The organism is Ruegeria sp. AB9, assembly GCF_056542585.1.
On sequence record NZ_JBQGAA010000028.1, the window covers coordinates 1 to 19,934 of the forward strand.

General features: G+C 57.0%; 14 protein-coding genes and 4 pseudogenes. 6 read left to right on the plus strand and 12 right to left on the minus strand.

The window, feature by feature from the left end; genetic code table 11:
* From ACR0K5_RS24295 to ACR0K5_RS24305, 3 genes and pseudogenes are all read right to left on the minus strand, one after another.
* A pseudogene (locus ACR0K5_RS24295) lies at window positions 1-91 on the minus strand (IS6 family transposase); the annotation flags it as partial.
* A gap of 108 nt (window positions 92-199) precedes the next feature.
* On the minus strand, window positions 200-3,550 hold the full coding sequence (locus tag ACR0K5_RS24300) for an AAA family ATPase (protein ID WP_480632112.1): 3,351 nt from the start codon (window positions 3,548-3,550) through the stop codon (window positions 200-202).
* Window positions 3,551-3,772: 222 nt separating this feature from the next.
* Window positions 3,773-4,096: a hypothetical protein gene (locus ACR0K5_RS24305; protein ID WP_480632113.1), complete on the minus strand. Its 324-nt coding sequence runs from the start codon at window positions 4,094-4,096 to the stop codon at window positions 3,773-3,775.
* Window positions 4,097-4,288: 192 nt separating this feature from the next.
* Here ACR0K5_RS24305 and ACR0K5_RS24310 point away from each other — a divergent pair, with 192 nt between their 5' ends.
* Both ACR0K5_RS24310 and ACR0K5_RS24315 read left to right on the plus strand, forming a co-directional pair.
* Window positions 4,289-5,473 carry an NnrS family protein gene (locus ACR0K5_RS24310; RefSeq protein WP_480632114.1) on the plus strand — a complete coding sequence of 395 codons (1,185 nt, stop codon included), beginning with the start codon at window positions 4,289-4,291 and terminating at the stop codon, window positions 5,471-5,473.
* On the plus strand, window positions 5,470-5,973 hold the full coding sequence (locus ACR0K5_RS24315; protein ID WP_480632115.1) for a DUF2478 domain-containing protein: 504 nt from the start codon (window positions 5,470-5,472) through the stop codon (window positions 5,971-5,973). Before ACR0K5_RS24310 ends, ACR0K5_RS24315 begins: the two co-directional genes overlap by 4 nt.
* A 274-nt stretch (window positions 5,974-6,247) precedes the next feature.
* On the opposite strand, the pseudogene ACR0K5_RS24320 reads toward ACR0K5_RS24315, so the two are convergent.
* The 3 genes and pseudogenes from ACR0K5_RS24320 to ACR0K5_RS24330 form a co-directional block, all read right to left on the minus strand.
* A pseudogene (locus tag ACR0K5_RS24320) lies at window positions 6,248-6,884 on the minus strand (IS6 family transposase).
* Between the two features lie 4 nt (window positions 6,885-6,888).
* Entirely contained in the window at window positions 6,889-7,200 is a 312-nt protein-coding gene (locus ACR0K5_RS24325) for a PhzF family phenazine biosynthesis protein (protein WP_480632124.1), read from the minus strand.
* Window positions 7,146-7,313: a hypothetical protein gene (locus ACR0K5_RS24330; RefSeq protein ID WP_480632125.1), complete on the minus strand. Its 168-nt coding sequence runs from the start codon at window positions 7,311-7,313 to the stop codon at window positions 7,146-7,148. The genes ACR0K5_RS24325 and ACR0K5_RS24330 overlap by 55 nt, the downstream gene beginning before the upstream one ends.
* A 108-nt stretch (window positions 7,314-7,421) precedes the next feature.
* Here ACR0K5_RS24330 and ACR0K5_RS24335 point away from each other — a divergent pair.
* Window positions 7,422-7,906, plus strand: a pseudogene (locus ACR0K5_RS24335) (IS5 family transposase); the annotation flags it as partial.
* Between the two features lie 39 nt (window positions 7,907-7,945).
* Here ACR0K5_RS24335 and ACR0K5_RS24340 read toward each other — a convergent pair.
* Window positions 7,946-8,200: pseudogene (locus tag ACR0K5_RS24340) on the minus strand (aldehyde dehydrogenase family protein); the annotation flags it as partial.
* Between the two features lie 204 nt (window positions 8,201-8,404).
* The gene (locus ACR0K5_RS24345; RefSeq protein WP_480632116.1) at window positions 8,405-9,436 is read right to left on the minus strand and encodes a LysR family transcriptional regulator; all 1,032 of its coding nucleotides are present in this window, start codon (window positions 9,434-9,436) and stop codon (window positions 8,405-8,407) included.
* Between ACR0K5_RS24345 and ACR0K5_RS24350 the strand changes: the two genes are divergently transcribed.
* Window positions 9,435-10,442 carry an ornithine cyclodeaminase family protein gene (locus ACR0K5_RS24350; protein WP_480632117.1) on the plus strand — a complete coding sequence of 336 codons (1,008 nt, stop codon included), beginning with the start codon at window positions 9,435-9,437 and terminating at the stop codon, window positions 10,440-10,442. The genes ACR0K5_RS24345 and ACR0K5_RS24350 overlap by 2 nt on opposite strands.
* A 1-nt stretch (window position 10,443) precedes the next feature.
* On the plus strand, window positions 10,444-11,931 hold the full coding sequence (locus ACR0K5_RS24355; protein WP_480632118.1) for an HAL/PAL/TAL family ammonia-lyase: 1,488 nt from the start codon (window positions 10,444-10,446) through the stop codon (window positions 11,929-11,931).
* 94 nt (window positions 11,932-12,025) lie between these two features.
* Here the strand turns inward: ACR0K5_RS24355 and ACR0K5_RS24360 are convergent, their stop codons facing one another.
* Genes ACR0K5_RS24360 through ACR0K5_RS24375 form a run of 4 tightly spaced genes read right to left on the minus strand, consistent with a single transcriptional unit; the run spans window position 12,026 to window position 18,334 of the window.
* Window positions 12,026-13,990 carry an oxidoreductase gene (locus tag ACR0K5_RS24360; protein WP_480632119.1) on the minus strand — a complete coding sequence of 655 codons (1,965 nt, stop codon included), beginning with the start codon at window positions 13,988-13,990 and terminating at the stop codon, window positions 12,026-12,028.
* A 12-nt stretch (window positions 13,991-14,002) separates the two neighbouring features.
* Complete coding sequence (locus ACR0K5_RS24365; RefSeq protein ID WP_480632120.1) at window positions 14,003-15,442, minus strand: carnitine 3-dehydrogenase; 1,440 nt, start codon at window positions 15,440-15,442, stop codon at window positions 14,003-14,005.
* Window positions 15,439-17,514 carry an acetate--CoA ligase family protein gene (locus tag ACR0K5_RS24370; protein ID WP_480632121.1) on the minus strand — a complete coding sequence of 692 codons (2,076 nt, stop codon included), beginning with the start codon at window positions 17,512-17,514 and terminating at the stop codon, window positions 15,439-15,441. Before ACR0K5_RS24370 ends, ACR0K5_RS24365 begins: the two co-directional genes overlap by 4 nt.
* 4 nt (window positions 17,515-17,518) lie before the next feature.
* Complete coding sequence (locus tag ACR0K5_RS24375) at window positions 17,519-18,334, minus strand: enoyl-CoA hydratase-related protein (protein WP_480632122.1); 816 nt, start codon at window positions 18,332-18,334, stop codon at window positions 17,519-17,521.
* Window positions 18,335-18,463: 129 nt separating this feature from the next.
* Here ACR0K5_RS24375 and ACR0K5_RS24380 point away from each other — a divergent pair, with 129 nt between their 5' ends.
* A complete protein-coding gene (locus tag ACR0K5_RS24380; protein WP_480632123.1) occupies window positions 18,464-19,405 on the plus strand; it encodes a LysR substrate-binding domain-containing protein in 942 nt (313 codons plus the stop codon).
* Window positions 19,406-19,934 lie beyond the last annotated feature (529 nt).

Consider the following 19,934-nt stretch of genomic DNA (forward strand, 5'->3'; position numbering starts at 1 on the left):
GACGCTTCTTTGATTGCGCACGAGCTGCGACGATCGGCGAGTATTTCACAACCCACCTATTCAATGTGGCATGGTCAACTCGCACGCCGCGTAGCTGATTGCCACATCATCAATCACATCGCCTATCCGCGTTTGCATACATTTGATTTTCAGCTAGCTGAAACAAGTGCCCGCGAAGAGCACAACCCGCTGGATAATGTTATATTTCTGATAGCAAATTACAGGCAGCTGCCACCTCGTCGGGACTATCACCATCTGCAACGTCTTTCCTGACAGATTCAAGGAGGGTGATTGCCTGTTCGGTCCAACCTTTTTTCTTCCACAGAGCTGAAAGACTAATGGATGCACGCAGTTCCCATTTTTTTGCATGATGTGCTCTGGCGACTTCCACAGCTTGTTTGAGGCGTTCCTCGGCCACTTCGCGCTCACCAATCTTCAGCGCAATCATACCTTCAAGGTGCAATAAATCACTCTTGATGAAGTTTTCCTGCGTTTCCGCAAGAACAAGCCGCGCTTGGTCTGCAAACGTTTTACAAAGGCTGATTTCGTTTGTGCGAAGCGCTTTCCAGGCAGCCAGACTTTTGAAAATTGGCAGATAAAGACGCGCGTTTAATCGGCTGTAACCCTTTTCAAACGTTTCATAATTTTCAACCCACGCTTCGCCACTACCAACTCCGTCGGCCAGCGCCTCAATCGAGCCCGCATAAACACTCATTTGTTTGAGCCCGAATTTGTCACTTATGTCTCGAAGAGCTGAGGCGTGTCGGAGCGCGGACTTGTCCGCCCGATCCAGTAAGTCGCGCAATCCAACATGCACATGCACATACCCGACCGTGTTTGCGTGATCGGACTTCAGCGCCGCCTCTTCAGCAGTTTTTGCCTTGTATTCAGATTCCTGCGTTCGCCCCAAACACCAGAGATTCAACGATTGGTAAGCTCGAATGGCGACACCCGGGTCTTGTCCGAAACGATTTTCGAACCCAACATTATCATCGGGGTCATAAAGGCTCAGCGCCAGGTCAAACTCTGCCTGAGCCTTTGAGAAATTGCCTAGCATGCAACAGGAAACACCCACCAAACGGTGACTGGTCATTTTGTTTACGCGAACCCCCGAACACTCGGCTTCGCTTTTGATATAACGGGCGGTTTTCAAAGCTTCCTGATGTCGCCCGGTCATCAGGTTTCCAACCCACAAACCGTAGAGTGCGGGAAACCTAAGCGGTGAATCTCCGAGTTTCTCGGCCAGTGACAGGGCGACTTGATACGCTTGGGTTGTTTCATCTGCCGCATAGCCGTGCATGGCCAGCAATATGGGTGCGATCTGGACCTGTAGATTCAGGGCGCGCTTTAAGCCTTCCGGCTCTTCGGCATCCGCCATATCGCCGTTCAAATCGAAAGCGCGTCTAAGGTGCCGTACCGCTTCTTCAAATGCGGGCCGGGCGAAGGCAACTTTGCTTGCGCTTTCCCACAGACTGATCGCCCGGTCAGTTTCGCCCGCGGCCTCGGCGTGGGTTGCCAAGACTTCTGGCGCAATATCCGGGTCGGTTTTAAGGACTGCAAGGATGCGGGTGTGAATCGCCCGTCGATTTTCCTTCAGCAGACTCTCATACGCGGCATCCCGCACAAGCGCGTGCTTAAAAATGTAGGTTGCCTCGGGTGGCAATCCGCGCCGGTAAACCAACTCGGCTGCGATCAATCCATCCAGAGCGGCCCCAAGTTCAGCCTCGGACAGGTGGCATACATCGGCTAGAAGACGATGATTGAACTCCCGCCCGATGCAGGCGGCGGTCTGCGCCACATCCTTGATCGGTTGCAACCGATCAAGGCGTGCCATCAGACTGTCATGCAAAGTGGTTGGAATAGCGATTGCGCTAATTGGACCGTCAGCAACAAGCTCGCCCTTGATCTCTTTGAGCGCCCCGGATTCGAGGATTGTCTTGGTCAGCTCTTCAACAAACAGTGGCACGCCATCCGTACGTTGCGCGATAATCTCAATAATCTCGGGCGGCATCGATTTGCCATCTGTCAGCTTTCCTATGATGGCCCTGATTTGTTCGTTGCCCAGCCTGTTGAGCGCAAATCGTGTCACAATAGGATGCCCGCCAAAACCATGCTCAAAACTTGGCCGCGTCGTGGCAAGGACCATAACCGGTTTATCGGTGATCGAGTCCAGAATGAGATCGAGCAGTTCAAGTGAAGTCGGGTCGATCCAGTGCAAATCCTCGTAAATCAACAGAACGGGTTTCTCAGAGGCTTGTTGCTCCAGTAAATGGATCAACGCCTGCATGGTTTGCGCACGCAACTGCGCTGGCGTCAGGCTCAGCGCGCCATACCGCCCACTGCCTTCCAACCCCAGCATCGGTGCAACAAGTCTCAGGGTGTCGTGATCCGCATCGATCAGCGCCTCCAACTTATCCATTCGCTCGTCCGGGGTGTCCGTCGGCGCAATACCGGTAGCAAAGGTCAACTGCTGAATGATGGGATAAAATGCGCTATCGGTATGGTACGGTGAGCATTGATAAGTGATGCGGGTTTGATCGTCCTGCGCAATGCGGTCGACTACGGCCCGCGCGATGCGCGATTTTCCAATACCGGCCTCGCCGCTGACAACGACCATTTGCCCTTGACCAACACGCGCCAGCTTCCAACGGTCAAGCACCAGTTCGATCTCGTGTTCCCGTCCGACGATAGGTGTCAGAATCCCGGACCGGCGCGCCGCAAAGCGGCTTTCGACGGCAGTCTCGCCTTCGGCAACAAATGCCTCGACCGGAGCGCCGACACCTTTCAACGTCTGTTCACCGATGGAATTCACTTTGAACGAACGACCCAGCAACCTCCGGGTTTCGTACGGCATCACTAGCTGATTGGGGCGCGCGACAATTTGCAACCGCGCCGCCAGATTTGGCGTTTCTCCGACTACAGCTGCTTCCTGCGCTGCACCGCTGCCCACGAGATCACCGACAATCACGACTCCGGTGGCCATACCTACACGAGTGGCCAGAGCAGTACCGTCAGGTGCCTTTGTTTTCCGAACAACATCTATGATTTCAAGGCCAGCACGCACGGCCCGTTCCGCGTCATCTTCATTTGCCCTGGGCCAGCCAAAATAGTTCAACACTCCGTCACCCATGAACTTGGCGACGAACCCTTCATGCCGCCCAACAACTCCGGCCACGGTGTTCTGGTAATTTGTAATGACGTTACGCATGTCCTCCGGATCGGCACGTTCGGCTATCTCGGTTGAACCGACCAGGTCGACAAACATCACCGTCAGATGGCGACGCTCAGCATCGTTGAAAGAAGCGGGTGACGAGTCCGTTGTTTCAATGGTCTTTGCATCAGCGGCAGAATTCCCAGGACCACCGCCATGTCGTTGAATTTGAGAGACCGCTTTCATGATTTTGCGGCGAGGACCAATCGGTAGCCCAAGTTCTATCAAATCGTCTTTATCCAGGCTTGGCAGAACCTCAAAATCAATCTCAGCTTTCGCAAATACTTCGGAGTATTTTTCCAACCCAAGTTCGGCCAGCCAGCTTTCCAAATCTTGCAAATCCAATCTCCTGCGCAGTGGTTAAGCGGGCGGGTGGAAGCACAATAATACATAACACTAACCGGAATTTGCGTTGGTTGTCATGTTTTATGCCGCCCTTGAAGCAGCCCGTACGCAGGTAAACTACGCCGTTAGATGTTCTCGCAGTCGCTAGATTTCACTGTCGCCCGTGAGCTAATAGCTCACGCAAAAACTTGGATTTCCCACAAGAACAAGTGTCGTTTATTGCGACCGATCACGGCCCAGAGCCGCCATCCAGCGCATGGCACGAATGCCACAGTTACAGCCCGCATTCCTGTCGTTCGCTTCGTCCGCAAATTCTGCGGTGGGTTGAGGTCGCACTTTGCGCTCAGCATTGCTGGTATTGAAGATCTGCTCGCCAACCGAGTAGTTTCGAACAGCCGGGAAACCGTCCGGCAGCAGATTAACTGCTTTGACCGCCATTTCGCCGACTGCATCAGGCGAGATCGGCCATGCTGCACGCTGCGCTCCGGATTTTTCTCCACGGCAACAACGCAAATGCGGCGGCAGATTGACAACGGTCAATTCCTTCGCGCCAAAGGAAGTTTAAGAAAACGCGTGTAGTAAACCTTGCGAAAAAAGCAGGAGGTCTGTTTGTCGAACCCTCAAAACTCTATTATGCTTTACTCTGCCGCGTGAAGGGTGCGCTGCGGGTCGCCCCGCTTTTGCATCTGTCGCCCTCTTTGACCTATTTTGCGCAAGATCGTCCCATACCGTGTGCTGTTTCCCGCGGCATTTCTTTGCGCGCTTTTCACGATTGTCCTCTGGCCCCTGAGCGCATGGATTGATGGTTTTGGTCCTGCGTTTGAGCCTGCAATTGTCTGGCACGTTCACGAGCTGATATTTGGCTTTGTTGGCGCGGCGATTGGTGGGTATCTGCTGACGGCATTGCCAAGCTGGACAGGCCGACCGCCGGTGCAGGGTGGAGTACTGATCACATTGCTGGTGTTGTGGGCCCTTGCTCGTGTTGCTATGGCGCTGGCGGATTTCGTGCCTTCTGGGCTGCTCGTCGTCTTAAACGCCGGGTATTTTGTTCTGTTGGCGGTAGTAATCGGAACTCAACTTCTGTTGGCGGGCATCTATCAAAAGTTTGGCTTTGTGTGTGCAATAATAGGGCTTGGTATCGGTGAATTCCTGTTTTTGACCGCAACGCTGAAGGGGTCCCCGTCAAGAAGCCTGGAAATGGTTGATGTATTTCTGCTTGGTTTCTCAATGCTGATGATTAACATCGGGTTGCGCGCAATTCCGGCTTTCACAGGCAATTGGCTTACTTTCCACGACAGCGCCGAGCCTTTAGCCCCGAGCACTTGGTCGTTGGTCGTGCCGCAGGTTCTGTTAGGTTTGGCCATAGCGGCCAGGCTAATGGGCGCGTTACAGTTGGCATATCTCGCGATGATTTGTGCGGCATTGGCTGTATTGTGGTCCATGCTAAAATGGCGGACGCCAGCGATCATCCGTAACCCTTTGCTTGTGGCACTGCACCTTGCCTTTTTCTGGGTTCCCTTTGGTTTGATCGCCGTGGGTATATCGGGGTTTGCTCCGTCGTTCTATCCTAGGGCGGACGCCTTGCATGCCATCACAATCGGCGGAATGGCCGGAATGATCATGGCGATCGCAGGCCGGGCGGCAGCGCATGCTGCCGAAGGTGGTTTGAGGGCCAATTGGGGGTTTATCATTGGCGTTTTGACGATCTGGATTGCAACCTGCATTCGCATTGCGGCACCGGTTTTTCCGGGTCATCCTCTCGTACTCTGTGCCGCTGTGCTGTGGTGCCTTGGCTGGACTGCTTTCCTGATCGGATTTATGCCTGCTCTCAGAGGAACACCACGGCGCCCAGTTTTGAGCGGCCGCAGGCATCAGACAAAGGTGAGTGCGGCGTATACTGAAAGGAAAGAGGGATGAAAATTGCATACGTCTCGTCGCAAAAACGGGGCGAAGCCGACAGATTGTTGTCGGAACTGGCCGATGAGCTGCACAACAAAGGGTTTGATCTTCGCGGAATCGTGAAGGAGGCAAGCCATTCACCCGTTTATCAGGATGGGTGCGATATGAGCGTGCGAGTACTGCCAGATGGAGCGGTCATCAAGATTACGCAGAACCTGGGCGTTGGCTCGGAGGCGTGTAGATTGGATCCCAGTGCGCTTGCTGAAGCCGTGGCGCAGGTGGAGCAAAGCAATTTCGAGAACGCCGATCTGTTCATACTGAATAAGTTCGGCCCCGAGGAATGCGCTGGCCGTGGATTCCGCTCGGTGATGGGGAAGGCCCTGGAACACGGTGTTCCAGTGCTGGTTGGCGTGGGGCCTGCATCCATTTCACAGTTTCAAGCCTTCGCTGACGGTCTTGCCATTTCGCTGCCGGATGACGCCGAGTCACTTCGTGACTGGTGCCTGACGCGCAGTTAACGGCTGCTCAATTGTGAAGGGTCCCTTGGCACTGTTGCATTAACCGGCATTGGTAACGATAGTTTCCGTCTCATCTTCGATCCTTGAAGTCTACGATGAGCCGGAGATCCGCTGCTGCGCAACACCCTGAATTGTCCAATTGCTTCTGACATCAGACAGCTTTCAGACCGGTGTTGTCACTTCAACTTCGAACCCACCAAGAAATGCTGATGCTCAGGTTTCAAGCTGCTCGAGTGGCGACATTCCTGGCGTCAAAGGCCTCAAGCCGGTGATATCAGATTGTTAAGGCAGAGCGGCGACGAGGGGGGGCGCTGAAACGATTCCGAACGGCTGAATGGGTTGCCACGAACCGCTGTAATTCTCCTGGAGACCGATGGTTCTGCATCGTCCGTTCTCGCTTTCGTAACGGTAGATGGCTGTTTTCGGCGCGGTGGTTGAGGCCCTTGTGCGACCAGTGATCCAGACCCGGCGCGATCTCCCGCTTGGCGGTGCCACATGAGCGCAGTTTGTCCGTGATGATCAGCTTAGGAATGAAACCAAGACGTTTTATCAGGCGGCGCAACAGCCGTTTTGCGGCTCGTTTGTCCCGATTCGGTTGGAGTATTTCGTCCAGCACGACACCATGCTGATCGACTGCGCCAAAGCCAATACTTGCGATCAGAAATTCTCACGACAACCTCATCGAGATGCCAGATATCGCCGGGACGGTCCTGTCGCTGTCGAAATTTGCGAGCGATCTGTGGCCCGAACTTGATGACCCAACGCCGGACAGTCTCGTAAGATGCGTCGATCCCACGCTGCAGCAGCATCTCTTCAACTTCGCGTAGGCTTAGAATGAAACGGGCGTACAACCACACTGCATGGGCGATGATCTGAGGGGAAATCGGTGACGCTTGTAGCTGATAGGCGATGAATTCATCGACGCCACCTACATCCTAATCCAGGCAAGAGCAACCAAATGGTGGTTAACGTGACAAGCCGTTTTTTCTCTAATATCTCTGACCAATATGGTGTCAGGCAGCAATGCGACACCCCAGAAACGGAATCTTCTGGTACGCCATTCGCCGGGGCAAAGAACCGAGAAACGAAATCAAACTCTCCTGAACCTTGCGCGGTTATGATGACTGCGGGCAATGGTAATTTTGCCAGAGCAGCAAAGTCTGGAGTGCAGCTCAGAATGTCATCTTCGCTGTCAAAAACGCCAGATAATGCTTTGCGGCCAGTAATTTCGAGGGTTTCTCCCCAAGTGCTTCGATCAGGCCCGTGGGGGCGTCGATCACCTCTGGCACAAGTGCAGGCACATCCAGACGCAGTCCGGTTTCCCCGCGTCGAAAAGTCATTTGGACAGAACCAGAATGGAAAGTGACTGCTTCTAATCCAACCCCTAGGCCGTGTTGACAAAAGGGATTCACACCTGTCGGCGGGCATGATTCAAGCTGGTATCTACGATGGAGACCAGCTTGGCACGAGACCTGATGTCGAACGAGGAATGGACGTTCTTTGAGCGGTTCATCCTGGCTGTCCGCGCCCCGAATGGACGCAAGCCGTCCAACCACCGCCTTGTTCTTGACGGGATTTTTTGGATTGCCTGGACAGGGGCTCCATGGCGCGACCTGCCGGAAGAGTTCGGCAAGTGGTTCAGCGTCTACCAACAGTTCCGGTGCTGGACACTGGCGGGGTTATGGGAAGAGATTATGGACGCCTTGAACCGAAGTGGAGCAGTGCCAGACGCCCTGCAAATGATCGATAGCACCGTAATCCGCGCCTATCATCAGGCAGCGGGTGCAAAAGGGGGACTCCGCGACAGGGTTTTGGCCGTTCGAGAGGTGGCTTCACGACCAAAATCCGCCTTCTCGTAAACGCACACGACTTGCCTATGAGGACCGAGATCACACCGGGCCAGACATCTGACTATCGTGGTTTCGATTTGGTCACCCGTTGCCTCGGCCAGCGTCTTGCCCTCTTCCCGCGAAAGAATGCGTCCGATCTCGGCGCTGCGGGACAGGATGGCGCTGCCGACACGATCCAGAATATCGGCGCGGCGCTGAGGCGAAGCTGCCGCCCAGCCCGGAAAGGCCTGCGCGGCGGATTGAACAGCCTGATCCACAGTTTGAGCATCACCCCGCGCAAACAGCCCGATCTGATCGCTGGGATTTGCGGGGCTGCGATTCTCGGTTTCGGATTGGGCAACCACCCATTCACCGCCAATTAGATTCAACTTGGTCATAAGCAGCCCCTGCCGTCGGAATTCAATCAAACTATGTTGTAATCGCGGCAGGAAGGTGGGAAAGAAATTCTGGCGATGGGCAACAAATTCTTTTTAATGCCGGATTCTATCATTCTGAAATGAGTTGCAGAGCATAAACAACAACTCTTCTCAGGTATTTGTGTGTTCCAAAAAATTCTCTAAATCCAACGTTTCAGCACGCGATCAAATTGCCGCGTCGGAACTCGGGACGAGTTCATCAAGAAATGCCCGAAAGGCCGGATTCCTACCCGTGTCACTCGCCTGCGGCGAGTTTTCAGAAAAAATAGCGAAGTAGGAATATGGCATCGGCAGCCCGGGCTCACCAATATGGTAGCTTTCATCCCCGATCCGTCTCGCGTCAATAAGCATCCGAGGAACAAGCGCGATGCCCGCCCCCTGTTTTGCCAGCGCAAAGGCAATTGCGGACCCGCCCACGCGCAAACCGTTTCGCATGCCTGGCGTCCTTGCGATCTGAGCAGTACGAAACCAGTTGGCCCATGATGGGTGCGACGCATATTGCTCTCCCCAATCGGTATGGATCAACAGATGATCGGGCAGGTTTGCAATTCCTGATCCCGCGATGAGATTGTCATAAAACTCCTGCGTACAGAACGGATAAGCTACGTCCTTGAACAGCGGCACGTGATTGTGATGCGGATAGAGGTGGCTTTCATATGTGATCCGGAGATCGGTGCGCGTGTCCCGCAAATCGATTGGATCCGCTTCGATTCGAAGCTCAATACCGGTTTTGGGAAACTTGGCTCGAAAGCGCGAAACTGCCGGTGCCACCCAATTTTCTGCCAAAGACTGGATCGTACTGACTGCGATCCCAGAACGGGCATCAATTTCCATCAGCTTTTCTGTTGCGGCAGATATCGCGGCTAGAGCTTCGGAAATTGCCGGGTAATACGTTCGCCCGGCGTCGGTCAGCAGCAGGCGGTTGTTCTGTCTGAGAAAGAGCGTTTTGCCCAGAAATCCTTCGGCGTTTTTCACTTGCATGCTTACCGCAGCAGGTGTCACCCCCAACTCGGCCGCGGCTTGAGTGAACCCTCCTAACCGCACCGCTGCTTCGAAGGCCTTGAGCGCATTTAACGGAGGGAGGCGCATCACGTTGACCCTTTCTGAATTAGAAAATCTGAAGCAAGTCTCACATTTTTTAGTCTGTAACGACACCACAGAAACGTCATCATGTAGAAAAAAGGGAATGGCGAACATGGCTCGTATAGAAATCGAGTATCTGGGCCAACCGGAAGTTGACCGGGTGGCTCTCAGCAATGACGACATACTGGACGCGGTCAAGCAGACTCTGATTGCCGCTGGTCGAAACAAGACCGTGATCGAGCCGCGCATGCACCTGACACCTGATCCGGCCTTTAACGGGCACTTCAATGTTTTGCGTGGGTATGTCGAACCTCTGGACTATGCCGGGGTCAAGATTGTTGGGGATTTTGTCGACAACTATAAACACGGCTTGCCATCCGAATTAGCGCTACTGAACCTGTTCTGCCCCCGTACCGGAGCGCCGCGCGCTGTAATCGACGCGGCGGGCATTACTGACATGAGAACGGGCGCGTTGACCGCGTTAGGGGCGCAATGGCTGGGTCCCCGAAAGCCAAAAGTTCTAGGTCACGTTGGGGCACGCGGCACGTCTTATTGGAATGTGCGGTTACTGGACCATCTGTTCGACTTCGAAGAAATTCGGGTACACTCACGGCGCCCGGAAAGCCGGGACACGTTTGGGGAGCGGTTACGCCAAGATTTGGGCAAAGACGTGATCGTGACCAACGACTGGCAAAGTTGCCTGGAAGGCGCGGACATTCTGGTTGAAGCAACCCGCCTGGCAACGCCGACACCACTCTTTGACCGGTCCTGGGTCAAAAAGGGCGCCTTCGTGGTTCCTTACGGTACCATGAGCACATTGCCTATGGATTTCATCGAAAATTTCGACAAGCTCGTTATGGACGACCTTGGACAAATGCGTGCCGGTCATCTGGGTGCCCTCAGGCCACATATCGATGCGGGACTTGTCAGTGAGGACTCGTTCTACGCCGAGATTGGCGAGATTGCCGCAGGTCTGAAACCGGGACGCGAAGCAGATGATGAAACCATTCTGTTTTGGCATCGCGGTATGTCGACAAGCGATATAGCCCTTGGCGCAAAGATACTGGAGCGCGCCCGAGAGCTTGGGATCGTGCAGAACCTTCTATACCGGGATGCCTGACATGCACACTCTGCGGCTCGATAACGCTCCGCTGACGGTCGAGGCGCTTGTTCGGGCTGCGCGCGAGAACTGGCGACTGGAGCTGAGCTCAAAAGGGCTGCGCAAGATGGCCCGGACACATGCTCTGGTCGAGAGGGCTATCGCTGAAAAAGCTCCGGTTTATGGGGTGACAACCGGCCTTGGCGCGCGGGCCACCGAAGTGCTTGATGCCGAGGTCTTGTCTGATTTCTCGGTGCAGACGCTGCGGGGTCGGGCTCATGCGATTGGTCCACCGATGCCGCCCGAAACGGTCAGGGCAGGGCTGATCATTCGGTTGAACACGATGCTTGACGGATACAGCGCGGCCCGGCCCGAGGTCGCCCGGCACATAGCAGGCTGTCTGAACGCCGGTCTGGTTCCGATGGTGGGTTCTCTTGGATCCATCGGCGCGGCGGATTTGGTACTGAATGCCACAATCGGGCTGGCGCTGATTGGCGAAGGAGAAATGCGCGGACCTGACGGAAGCACAGGAGCGAGCGCCGAGGTCATGCGGTCGCATGGTATAGCGCCATTGAAGCTTGCACCGCGCGAAGGCTTGGCGCTTGCTAATCACTCTTGCATGGTTGTCGGAATGGCGGCGCTGTCCGTGTCAAAAGCTATCGCCGCATTCGAAGCCGCTCAGACGTCCGCAGCCATGTCTATGGAAGGGTTCCGGGCCAATACCGGCCCTTTGAGCGCGAGTATTCTGGCCATCAAACCTCATGCTGGTCATCTTGAAGTTGGTGAGGGCCTGCGCAGGAGGTTGGCCGGAAGCGATCTAATGAATCCCGAACGAGCCCGACGCTTGCAGGATCCATTGTCGTTCCGCAATGTTGTGCAGATCCACGGCTCGGCACGCACTGCACTGGATCAGGCCCTTGGATGTCTACAGGTTGAAATCAACAGTTCCAGCGACAATCCGGTTGCACTTGCGGACAGCAAAAGGTTGGTATCCTGCGGCGCCTATTTCTCTTCTGACATCACCAGGGTGACAGAAACACTGGGCCGATCCTTCGTGCCTTTGGCGATGGCGCAATTGGCACGAATGTCCAAGCTCCTGAATCCAGAATTCAGCGGTTTGCCCAACTTCCTTGCCATGCCGAACAGTTCGTCTAACGGGTTCGCCCCGGTCATGAAAGTCGCCGAGGCTCTGGTGTCTGAAATCGCGCATAGCGCACAACCGGCGCCGATTTGGCCAAGCGTGAATGCCAACGGGGTGGAGGATTGCCTGACAGGTTCCCCCACTGCTGTCGCCGCATTGGACCGAATTGTCGATAACATTTTGAGCCTGGCGGCAATCGAATTGCTTATCGCTTGCCAGGCAGTAGAACTGCGGAATACTTGTGATCAGATGGGCGAGTTCCTTCAACACATAATCGCGCGCGTGCGGGATGTTTCACCGTCTCTTGAATGCGATCGACCACTTGCGCAGGAGATCAAGGCTTTGTCGCAATATCTGACAGGTCTCTAAAACTGCTGAAGTCGAGAGGAGACCCTTGTTGCACACTTTCGGCATCTCCTTCTTTGACGGATTCCTCTGCCTATTCACCCCTCGCTTAAGCTGGTCATACTTCTTTTCCAGCCAATAACCCCTCCAGAACGGCTTCTTCGGCAGTGCGCGGGGATATGCAATCTCCTACCAGCTGGTGAGGGATACCCAACTGACGCACAAACCCCTCGACCGCGTTTGACGGGGTATGGCCCTGACACAACACCAAAGTGTCCACATCATCGCAGATCACCGCCTCATTGCTCATGATATGCTGTAGATAGACACTGTCCTCATCGGCCCCGAACAGGCGCATATAGGGCAGCACCTCGACCCCCAGACCGTGCAGCCGTCCGATGCTGGCGTCGCGCACATACATCTGGATGGTCTGCCCTGGCATATAGCCGTTCACCGCCAGCCGGACATGGTGGCCGTTCTGCGCCAGCATTTCGGCCACACCGATCCCGATCCAGTCTGCCCGCCAATCGGCCACCAGAACGGACTTGCCGGTTTTGGCCTCGCCACGCAGTACCTGCCAGGCATCGACCACATGCGCCTCGTCCCGCCCTTCGAATTCGGGCCAGCGGGGCGTTGCGCCGGTGGCGATGATGATCTCATCCGGGGCATGGTCCTCGATCAGCGCGCGGTCGAAGGACATTCCGGTACGAACATCCACTCCCGCCAGTTCCATCTCACGCGCGAGGTTGGTGATGATACCGCCAAACTCGGCGCGATGAGGCAACAGCTGAGCCAGCCGTGCCTGACCGCCCAACTGGCTGTCACGTTCGAACAGAGTCACCTTGTGCCCGCGCGCCGCAGCCACCGCCGCAGCCTTCATGCCGCCCGGGCCGCCGCCGATCACCATGATCCGGCGCGGCTGCGCGGCCGGGGAAAGCTGGCCAAAACGCAATTCGCGTCCGCTGATCGGGTTCTGGATGCACGAGATCGGATATCCATCGTGGAAATGCCCGATACAGGCCTGATTACAGCCGATGCAGGCTCGGATGTTGTCGACACGGCCCGAATTGGCTTTGTTGCCGATCTCGGGGTCGCAAATCATGGCGCGCGTCATCCCGCACAGATCGGCCTGACCTGCCGCGATGATCCGCTCGGCCTCTTGCGGCTGGTTCACCCGGCCGGTCACGATGGTCGTAAGTCCGGTGCGCGCCCGGACCTCCTGCCCCAGCGGCGCGGTATATCCGGACTCTTCAAACATGGGCGGGGCGATGTGAATGGAACCGGCCAGCGTGGCCGACGACCCGGCGACGACGCTGAGATAATTCAACGAGCCGTCCCCGGCGATCAGCGCGCAGGCGTCCAGAATGTCGGATTGCTCCAACCCCTCATGGCTGCGTTCATCGCCCGAGATGCGCAGGCCAATGACAAACCCCTCTCCAGTTTTGGCGCGAATATCGGCAGCGATGTCGCGGATAAAGCGCGCGCGGTTTTCAAGCGAGCCGCCATACTCATCCACGCGCCGGTTGACATGGGCGTTGAGGAACTGCGCGGGTAGATAGCCGTGCGAGGCGACAATCTCGACCCCGTCCAACCCCGCCTCGGCCATACGCCGCGCGGCGTCGCCATATGAGGAAATGACCTCGGCGATCATCTCGGACGTCATTGGGCGCGGCATAACGTGGAACCGCTCGTTGGGTGTGGCGGACGCGCTGTAGGACACCGGTGCAGTGCCGTCTTCCGAGGCCAGCATCTCGCGCCCCGGATGGAACAGCTGCGCGATCAGGCCGCAATCATGCTGATGGATGGTTTCGGCCAACCGGCGATAGCCGGGGATACACGCATCGGTATCCACCCGGATCGGATCGGCCACGAACACTGCGCTGGGATGGGTCAGCGCAACTTCGACGACGATCAGCCCTGCCCCGCCTTTTGCGCGGGCTTCGTGATAGGCGATCATCCGGTCGCCGATCTTGCCGTTTTCGTTCAGATGCGTCTCGTGCCCGGTCGAGACAATGCGGTTGCGCAGGGTCAGGTTGCCAAGCGTGACGGGCGAAAAGAGGTTGGGAAACTGGGGCTGGCTCATCGCTTGCGGCTCTTATTTTGAGGGGCGGATCGAGGCACCCGCGCCATCGGGGCGGGGCAAATGGGCATGTGCGGCTTCAAGCCGGGCAAGGGCCTGCGCCACATGCGGAAGGGGTTCGGCCACACGCCGGGTGTCAAGGTCAACATGCAGGATCATCATCTCGACCGTCGCGGCCAAGACGCGTTCGGGGTCGTAGAACCGGTGGAACAGATGTGTTTTCTTGCCACGTCCCAACAGAACCTGCGTTTCGACGGTGATCTCGTCGCCTTCATGCAGTTCCGCCAGATAACGCACATGGGTTTCGGCGGTGAAATGGCTGTTGCCGTTCGCAATATACTCCGCCGTCACCCCACAGCTTCGCGTCAGCGCGTCGGCCGCGTTGGAGGCGGCCTCGACATAATGTGTTTCGTTCATGTGACCGTTGGAATCGGTCCAGCTTGAAGGGATCACCCGTTTGGCCGTCACCGGCAGGTTGCCAGATTGCGGGATCGTCAGTGTGGATTCCTGCTCACGGATGGTGCGACCGGCACCGGTGTTGCGCAGTTTAAGCGCACGGATCAGCGCCACCAGATTGGCATCGCGCGCGCGTTCCATGTCGCGGATACTCAGGTGCCTCGATTGCGCATCCGATTGCGCGGCAATCCGGTCAACCAGCGCGTCATCAAGGTCAGGCACGTCCATCAGATGTGTCAGTGGCTCCTGCAGGGATGGCCCGAACTGCGCCAGAAAATGGCGCATCCCGGCCTCGCCCCCGGCCAGACGGAACGTATCGAACTGACCCATTTGCGCCAGACGCAGGCCAAAGCCGTACAGGATGGCCTCATCAATTTCCTGCGTGGTGGCAACGCCATCCTTCACCATCCACAACGTTTCACGCCACATCGCCTCTTGCAGGCGATTGCCGATGAAGCCGTCGATTTCGGCCTGCATCACCAACGGATGCATCCCGATCCCGCGCAGGATGTCAGCGGCACGGGTTTTCAGCGCGTCGTGTGTTACGTCGGACCCCACGATCTCGACCAGTGGCACCAGATAGACGGGGTTGAACGGATGGGCGACGATCAGACGCTCGGGCCGGGTCAGAAGCGCCTGCAACTGGCTGGGCTTGTAGCCCGAAGTTGACGAGGCCAGAACGGCGTCCGGCCCCAGATGCGGCTCGATCTGGGCATAAAGCGCCTGTTTGATCTCAAGCCGTTCCGGCGCGCTTTCCTGCACCCAATCAGCACCCGTCACAGCCTCGGCCAGATCAGTGGTGAAAGACAGTTGTCCCTCGGGCGGCAAGGGCCGGTCATAGAGCACAGGCAGGCTGGCGCGGGCATTGTCCAGCACGGCGCTCAGTTTGGCTTGCGCCTCTGGTGCAGGGTCATAAACGGCAACGTCATGGCCATTGAGCAAGAACCGCGCCGCCCAGCCACCACCGATGACGCCACCACCAAGGATGGCAACCTTCATTCGGCAGCCTCCTGCGCCACGCCATGTGCTGTCACGATCAGCGCGTCCACCGCCATGGCCCCGTCTTCGGTGACCATCACCGGGTTTACGTCAATCTCGGCAATCTGGTCCTTCATACTGGCGCAAGCAACGGAAAACGCGCTTAGCGCCGCTGCCGCAGCATCCATGTCGCGTGGTGCATCCCCGCGCACACCGTCGATCAGCCGCGATACCGTCAGGCGGCGGATCATCTTTTCGGCCTGCGCGGGACCAAACGGCGCGCGGGCGAATTGCCGTTCGTTGAACAGCTCGACCAGAGTTCCGCCCGGTGCGACCATGACCAGAGGTCCGAAATCCGGGTCCATGACACAGCCAAAGGCAAGCTCGGCGCCCTTTTCCGCTTGTTTCTGCACCACGACCCGAGGTCCCAGCCGTTCTGACAAGGCACCATAGGCCGCGTGCAACGCAACCGCATCGCCCAAGTTCAGCACTACACCGCCCATATCGCTTTTGTGGTCGATCCCAGCCTCGGCAGTCTTGAGTACCACCGGAAAACCAAGCGCACGGCCCGCATCCTGAACCTCATCCGAATTGTTGCAGACTCGGCTGAGTGCCGCGACAACACCAAAGCCCGACAGCACCTCGAGGCTAGCCGCTTCGTCCAGTTGCGCGTGCAGCACAGGGGCCGGGCGCAACCCGGGCGCGGGTTCAGACGCCGCGCGCAGCCGATCGGCCCAACCCTGAAAATCGCGCAGGGCCTGCATCGTGATTTCGGCCCCGTTGAGGCAGGGTACGCCCAATTCGGCCAATTGCTCGCCCAAACCCCGGTTGTGGGTCTGACCAAAGCTTGCGTAGCAGAATACCGGCTTGTCCGTCCGCTCGGGCAGGCGTTTGGCGTGTTCCAGCAGCCCCGGCTCATAGATGTAGTCATCGCGCAGGTCAGTTTCGAACCCCAGCATCGACACTTCGGGCGCTTTGGCCAGAATGTCGAGGCCCCGGTCGAATACCTTGGGGAATTCATCCGTCAGGTCGGCGGCGCAATCCAGCGGGTTCGAGGGGTCAAGCTCGGGCGGTAGGGCGTCGCGCAGTGCGGCTTTGGTCTGCGCGCTCAGCACAGCCAGTGGCGCGCCTATCTCGGCAGCCAGATCCACTTGCATCTCACGCAGGCCGCCGCTGTCATTGGCCAATCCCGCGCCCCCGGGGACGGGAATGCGGCCGGTCGAGCACAACAGCGCGGTGTTCATCAACGCATCGACGCTGCTGACCGAAATGGCACCGCATTCCTCGAACACGGCCTCATAGGCGGCATGGCTGCCCGCCAGCGCCCCGGTGTGGGATCGCGCCAGCCGGGCGCTTTCCTCGGTCCGGCCCACCTTACAGACCACAACCGGCTTGCCCGCATCACGCGCCAGTTTCAGGGCGTCGACCAGACCTTCGGGATTGCGCGCGCTTTCCATGAAAACAGCAATCGCGCGGGTAGAGTCGCGGCTGGCGGCATAGGCGATATATTCATCGACCGTCGCCCCGATCTCTTGCCCCGGCGAGGCGACCAGATCAAAGCGGAAACGCGGGTCGTTCATGCCCAGAACGGTAAACACACTGCCCGAATGCGCGATCAGTGAAATACCGCCGGGCTTCATGTGATCTGCCGGATAGAAACTGCCCACCAGACCGGTTCGGATATTCAGAATACCCATGCCCGAGCCGCCACAGATCGGCAAATCGGCTTCGCGCGCAATGTCCTTCAGCCGCGTCAGGATCGGTGTGCCATTCGCGGTCTCGCCGTGGCAGACATCGAAGATCACCGCCGATTTGGCACCCATCTCAATGGCATCCACCAGCGCGGTTTCCAGATTGGCACCGCCGATGCCCAGAACGGCCAGATCGGGCGCATAATCCAGCGCGCAGATCGAGGGCAGAGCCTGATGGCCCAGAATCTCACTCCCGCGCGGGTTGATAAAACTGATCCGCCCTGTGAACCCACCCGACAGCGCCGATTGCGCCAGCCGTTCACCAAAAGACCCCGCCCGCGCGGATGCGCCAATCACCGCGATACTGCGGGCCTCGAACATGGGGGAAAGCCTGTGCACCATCGTCTCAGCCCTTGAACTCGGGATCGCGTTTTTCCGCAAACGCGACCGAGCCTTCGGTGAAATCGTCCGACTGGATCATCTGCTCATAGAGCGGCATATCGCTTTTGCCGACCCAGGCCCGCCGGACCGCGGCGTGGCTGTCTTCGACCGACGCGTGCCCGTATCTGCGCATGTATTCTTTGAGCGCGCCCGCCACCAGCGGCGCGCCCTGTGCGATGGTATCCGCCACCGAACGGGCGTGATCCATCAGATCTCTTACCGGTACCACGTCGCGCACCAGACCCCAGTGCTTTGCCTCGTCGGCATACATCTTGCGACCTGTCAGGATCAGGTCCATCGCGACATTATAGGGGATGCGGTGGTGCAGCTTCTGGATCGCGCCACCATCCGGCAGGAAGCCGCGCTGCATCTCGGGCAACCAGAAATAGGCGTCCTCGGCGCAGATGATTACGTCTCCGCCGATCGCAAGTTCGAACCCGCCGCCAATGGCGCCGCCTGCCAGCGCCACGACCACAGGTTTGTAGAGGTCGAAAAACTCCGGCAGACCCCCAAGCCCACCGGGTCCGAGGTTGAAGCCGTTCTCGTCATCAGCGCTTTCACCAACGGCAAAAGCCTTGAGGTCCCAACCTGCCGAAAAGATGTTCTTGTCATTGCCCGTGCTGGACAGCAGGCCTACGCGCAGTCTGTCGTCGTCATTCAGCCGTTTGAAGGCCTCGTACATCTGAACGCTGAGATCCAGATTGATCGCATTGACCGGTGGCCTGTTCATCGCCACCTCAAGAATATGGCCGCTTTCGGATACGTTAACCAATTCGGTCATGACATCCTCCCTAACATCATGATGTGAGCGGCAGCCTTCGCGCTGAAGCTCGTGTATTTCCCTTGATTTCTGCGCAAAAAGTGCATGATTGATAGAGGGAACAGGATCATCATGGCATGAAAGAAATTCATGATGCAGTATTGGAAGACTATTCCACCACTCAAGGCTCTGCTGGCAGTCGAAGCAGTTGCACGCCTGCGCAGCTTCACCCGAGCGGGTGAAGATTTGAACACCAGTCAATCTGCTGTCAGCCACGCGGTCACACTGGCCGAGACCTTTCTGGAAACCCGATTATTTGACCGATCTGCCCGCCCGGTAGCACTGACACCGAAGGGAGCTGAATATGTCACATCTCTTTCGTCCTGCCTTGCACAGCTTTCAGCGGACACACAGGCGTTACGAAACCGCAAGCAAGACAACATCCTGACGATTTCCTGTAATCTGGCCTATGGGAACTACTGGTTGTTACCCCGCCTCAAAGCGTTTCACGAAGCGTACCCGGACATTCAGGTCAATATGGTCACGGCCTTTCACGGCCTGTCTTCACTAGATCCGGGTGTTGACGTGGCCATCCGCTTTGGCAGCGGTCATTGGCCCGGCTTTCGGTCTAAATTGCTGTTCAGAGAACAGATACTTCCCGTAGCATCGCCCTTGTATGTTGCGCGATCGGGCAAGGTTTCCGCGCCGGCGGACCTTCTTGACCAAGACCTTTTGCATGCACACTCTCATGACAAGTCCTGGTACGACTGGTCTCAGTGGTTTGCCTATTTCAACGTTAAGCAAACCGGGCCGCTATCGGGGCCCACTTTCGACAACCATCTCTTAATGATGCAGGCCGCTCTCAGCGGACGCGGAGTCGCCTTGGGTTGGATAGGGACAGCCACAGATTTCATGCGAGAAGGTCAATTGATACCTCTGCTTGACAAACCGGTGGTTCTGGATGACGGGCTGTTTGCTGTTGTAAAGGACCAACATGATCCGAGAACAGCCGCCTTCATCGAATGGATTGGCAGCCATACAAACAAACAGTTCAGAAATTTGGTAACCGAATACTGGGCAACACCGAGCTAAAAAAAGCCGTAAGCCCGCCTCAAAACGCCATTGATCCGCCAATAAGCCTGGACGCTGATAGTTTGTACAACGCACGCGCGACATCATTTGTCGCCGGTTTTACATATACCTGCTGTCATTGTGTCCTTAATTACTGGACGCAGATACATTGCCGGACATTTGGCCCGGTTTTGTGCCCTTAATTCTCGGATATCCACAGGCTAGCGGCGACTTTTTTCGAGAGTGCGATCCGCGCATCGGAGTAACTCCGCACGGTCCGCATTCACGCCGAGTTGTTCGATTGCTTTTTTCGCCGCAGCCAGAAAATCGGGTTTCGTGGTGTTGTCTGATTTGCTTGCCGGGAACCAGGGCTTCCGAATTTTACAATCATCTTTCGCCGGACTCGGCGAACTGCATGAAAGGTGTACGAGTTGATCCAATAAGTTGCGTTGACCAGGGAAACTTCGGTCAAACCCTTGGGCAACGTGGCGATGACGGGCATGTCCCAGGATGCCCCCGCGCGCAATTCGTACTCACCCAATGAAGCAGC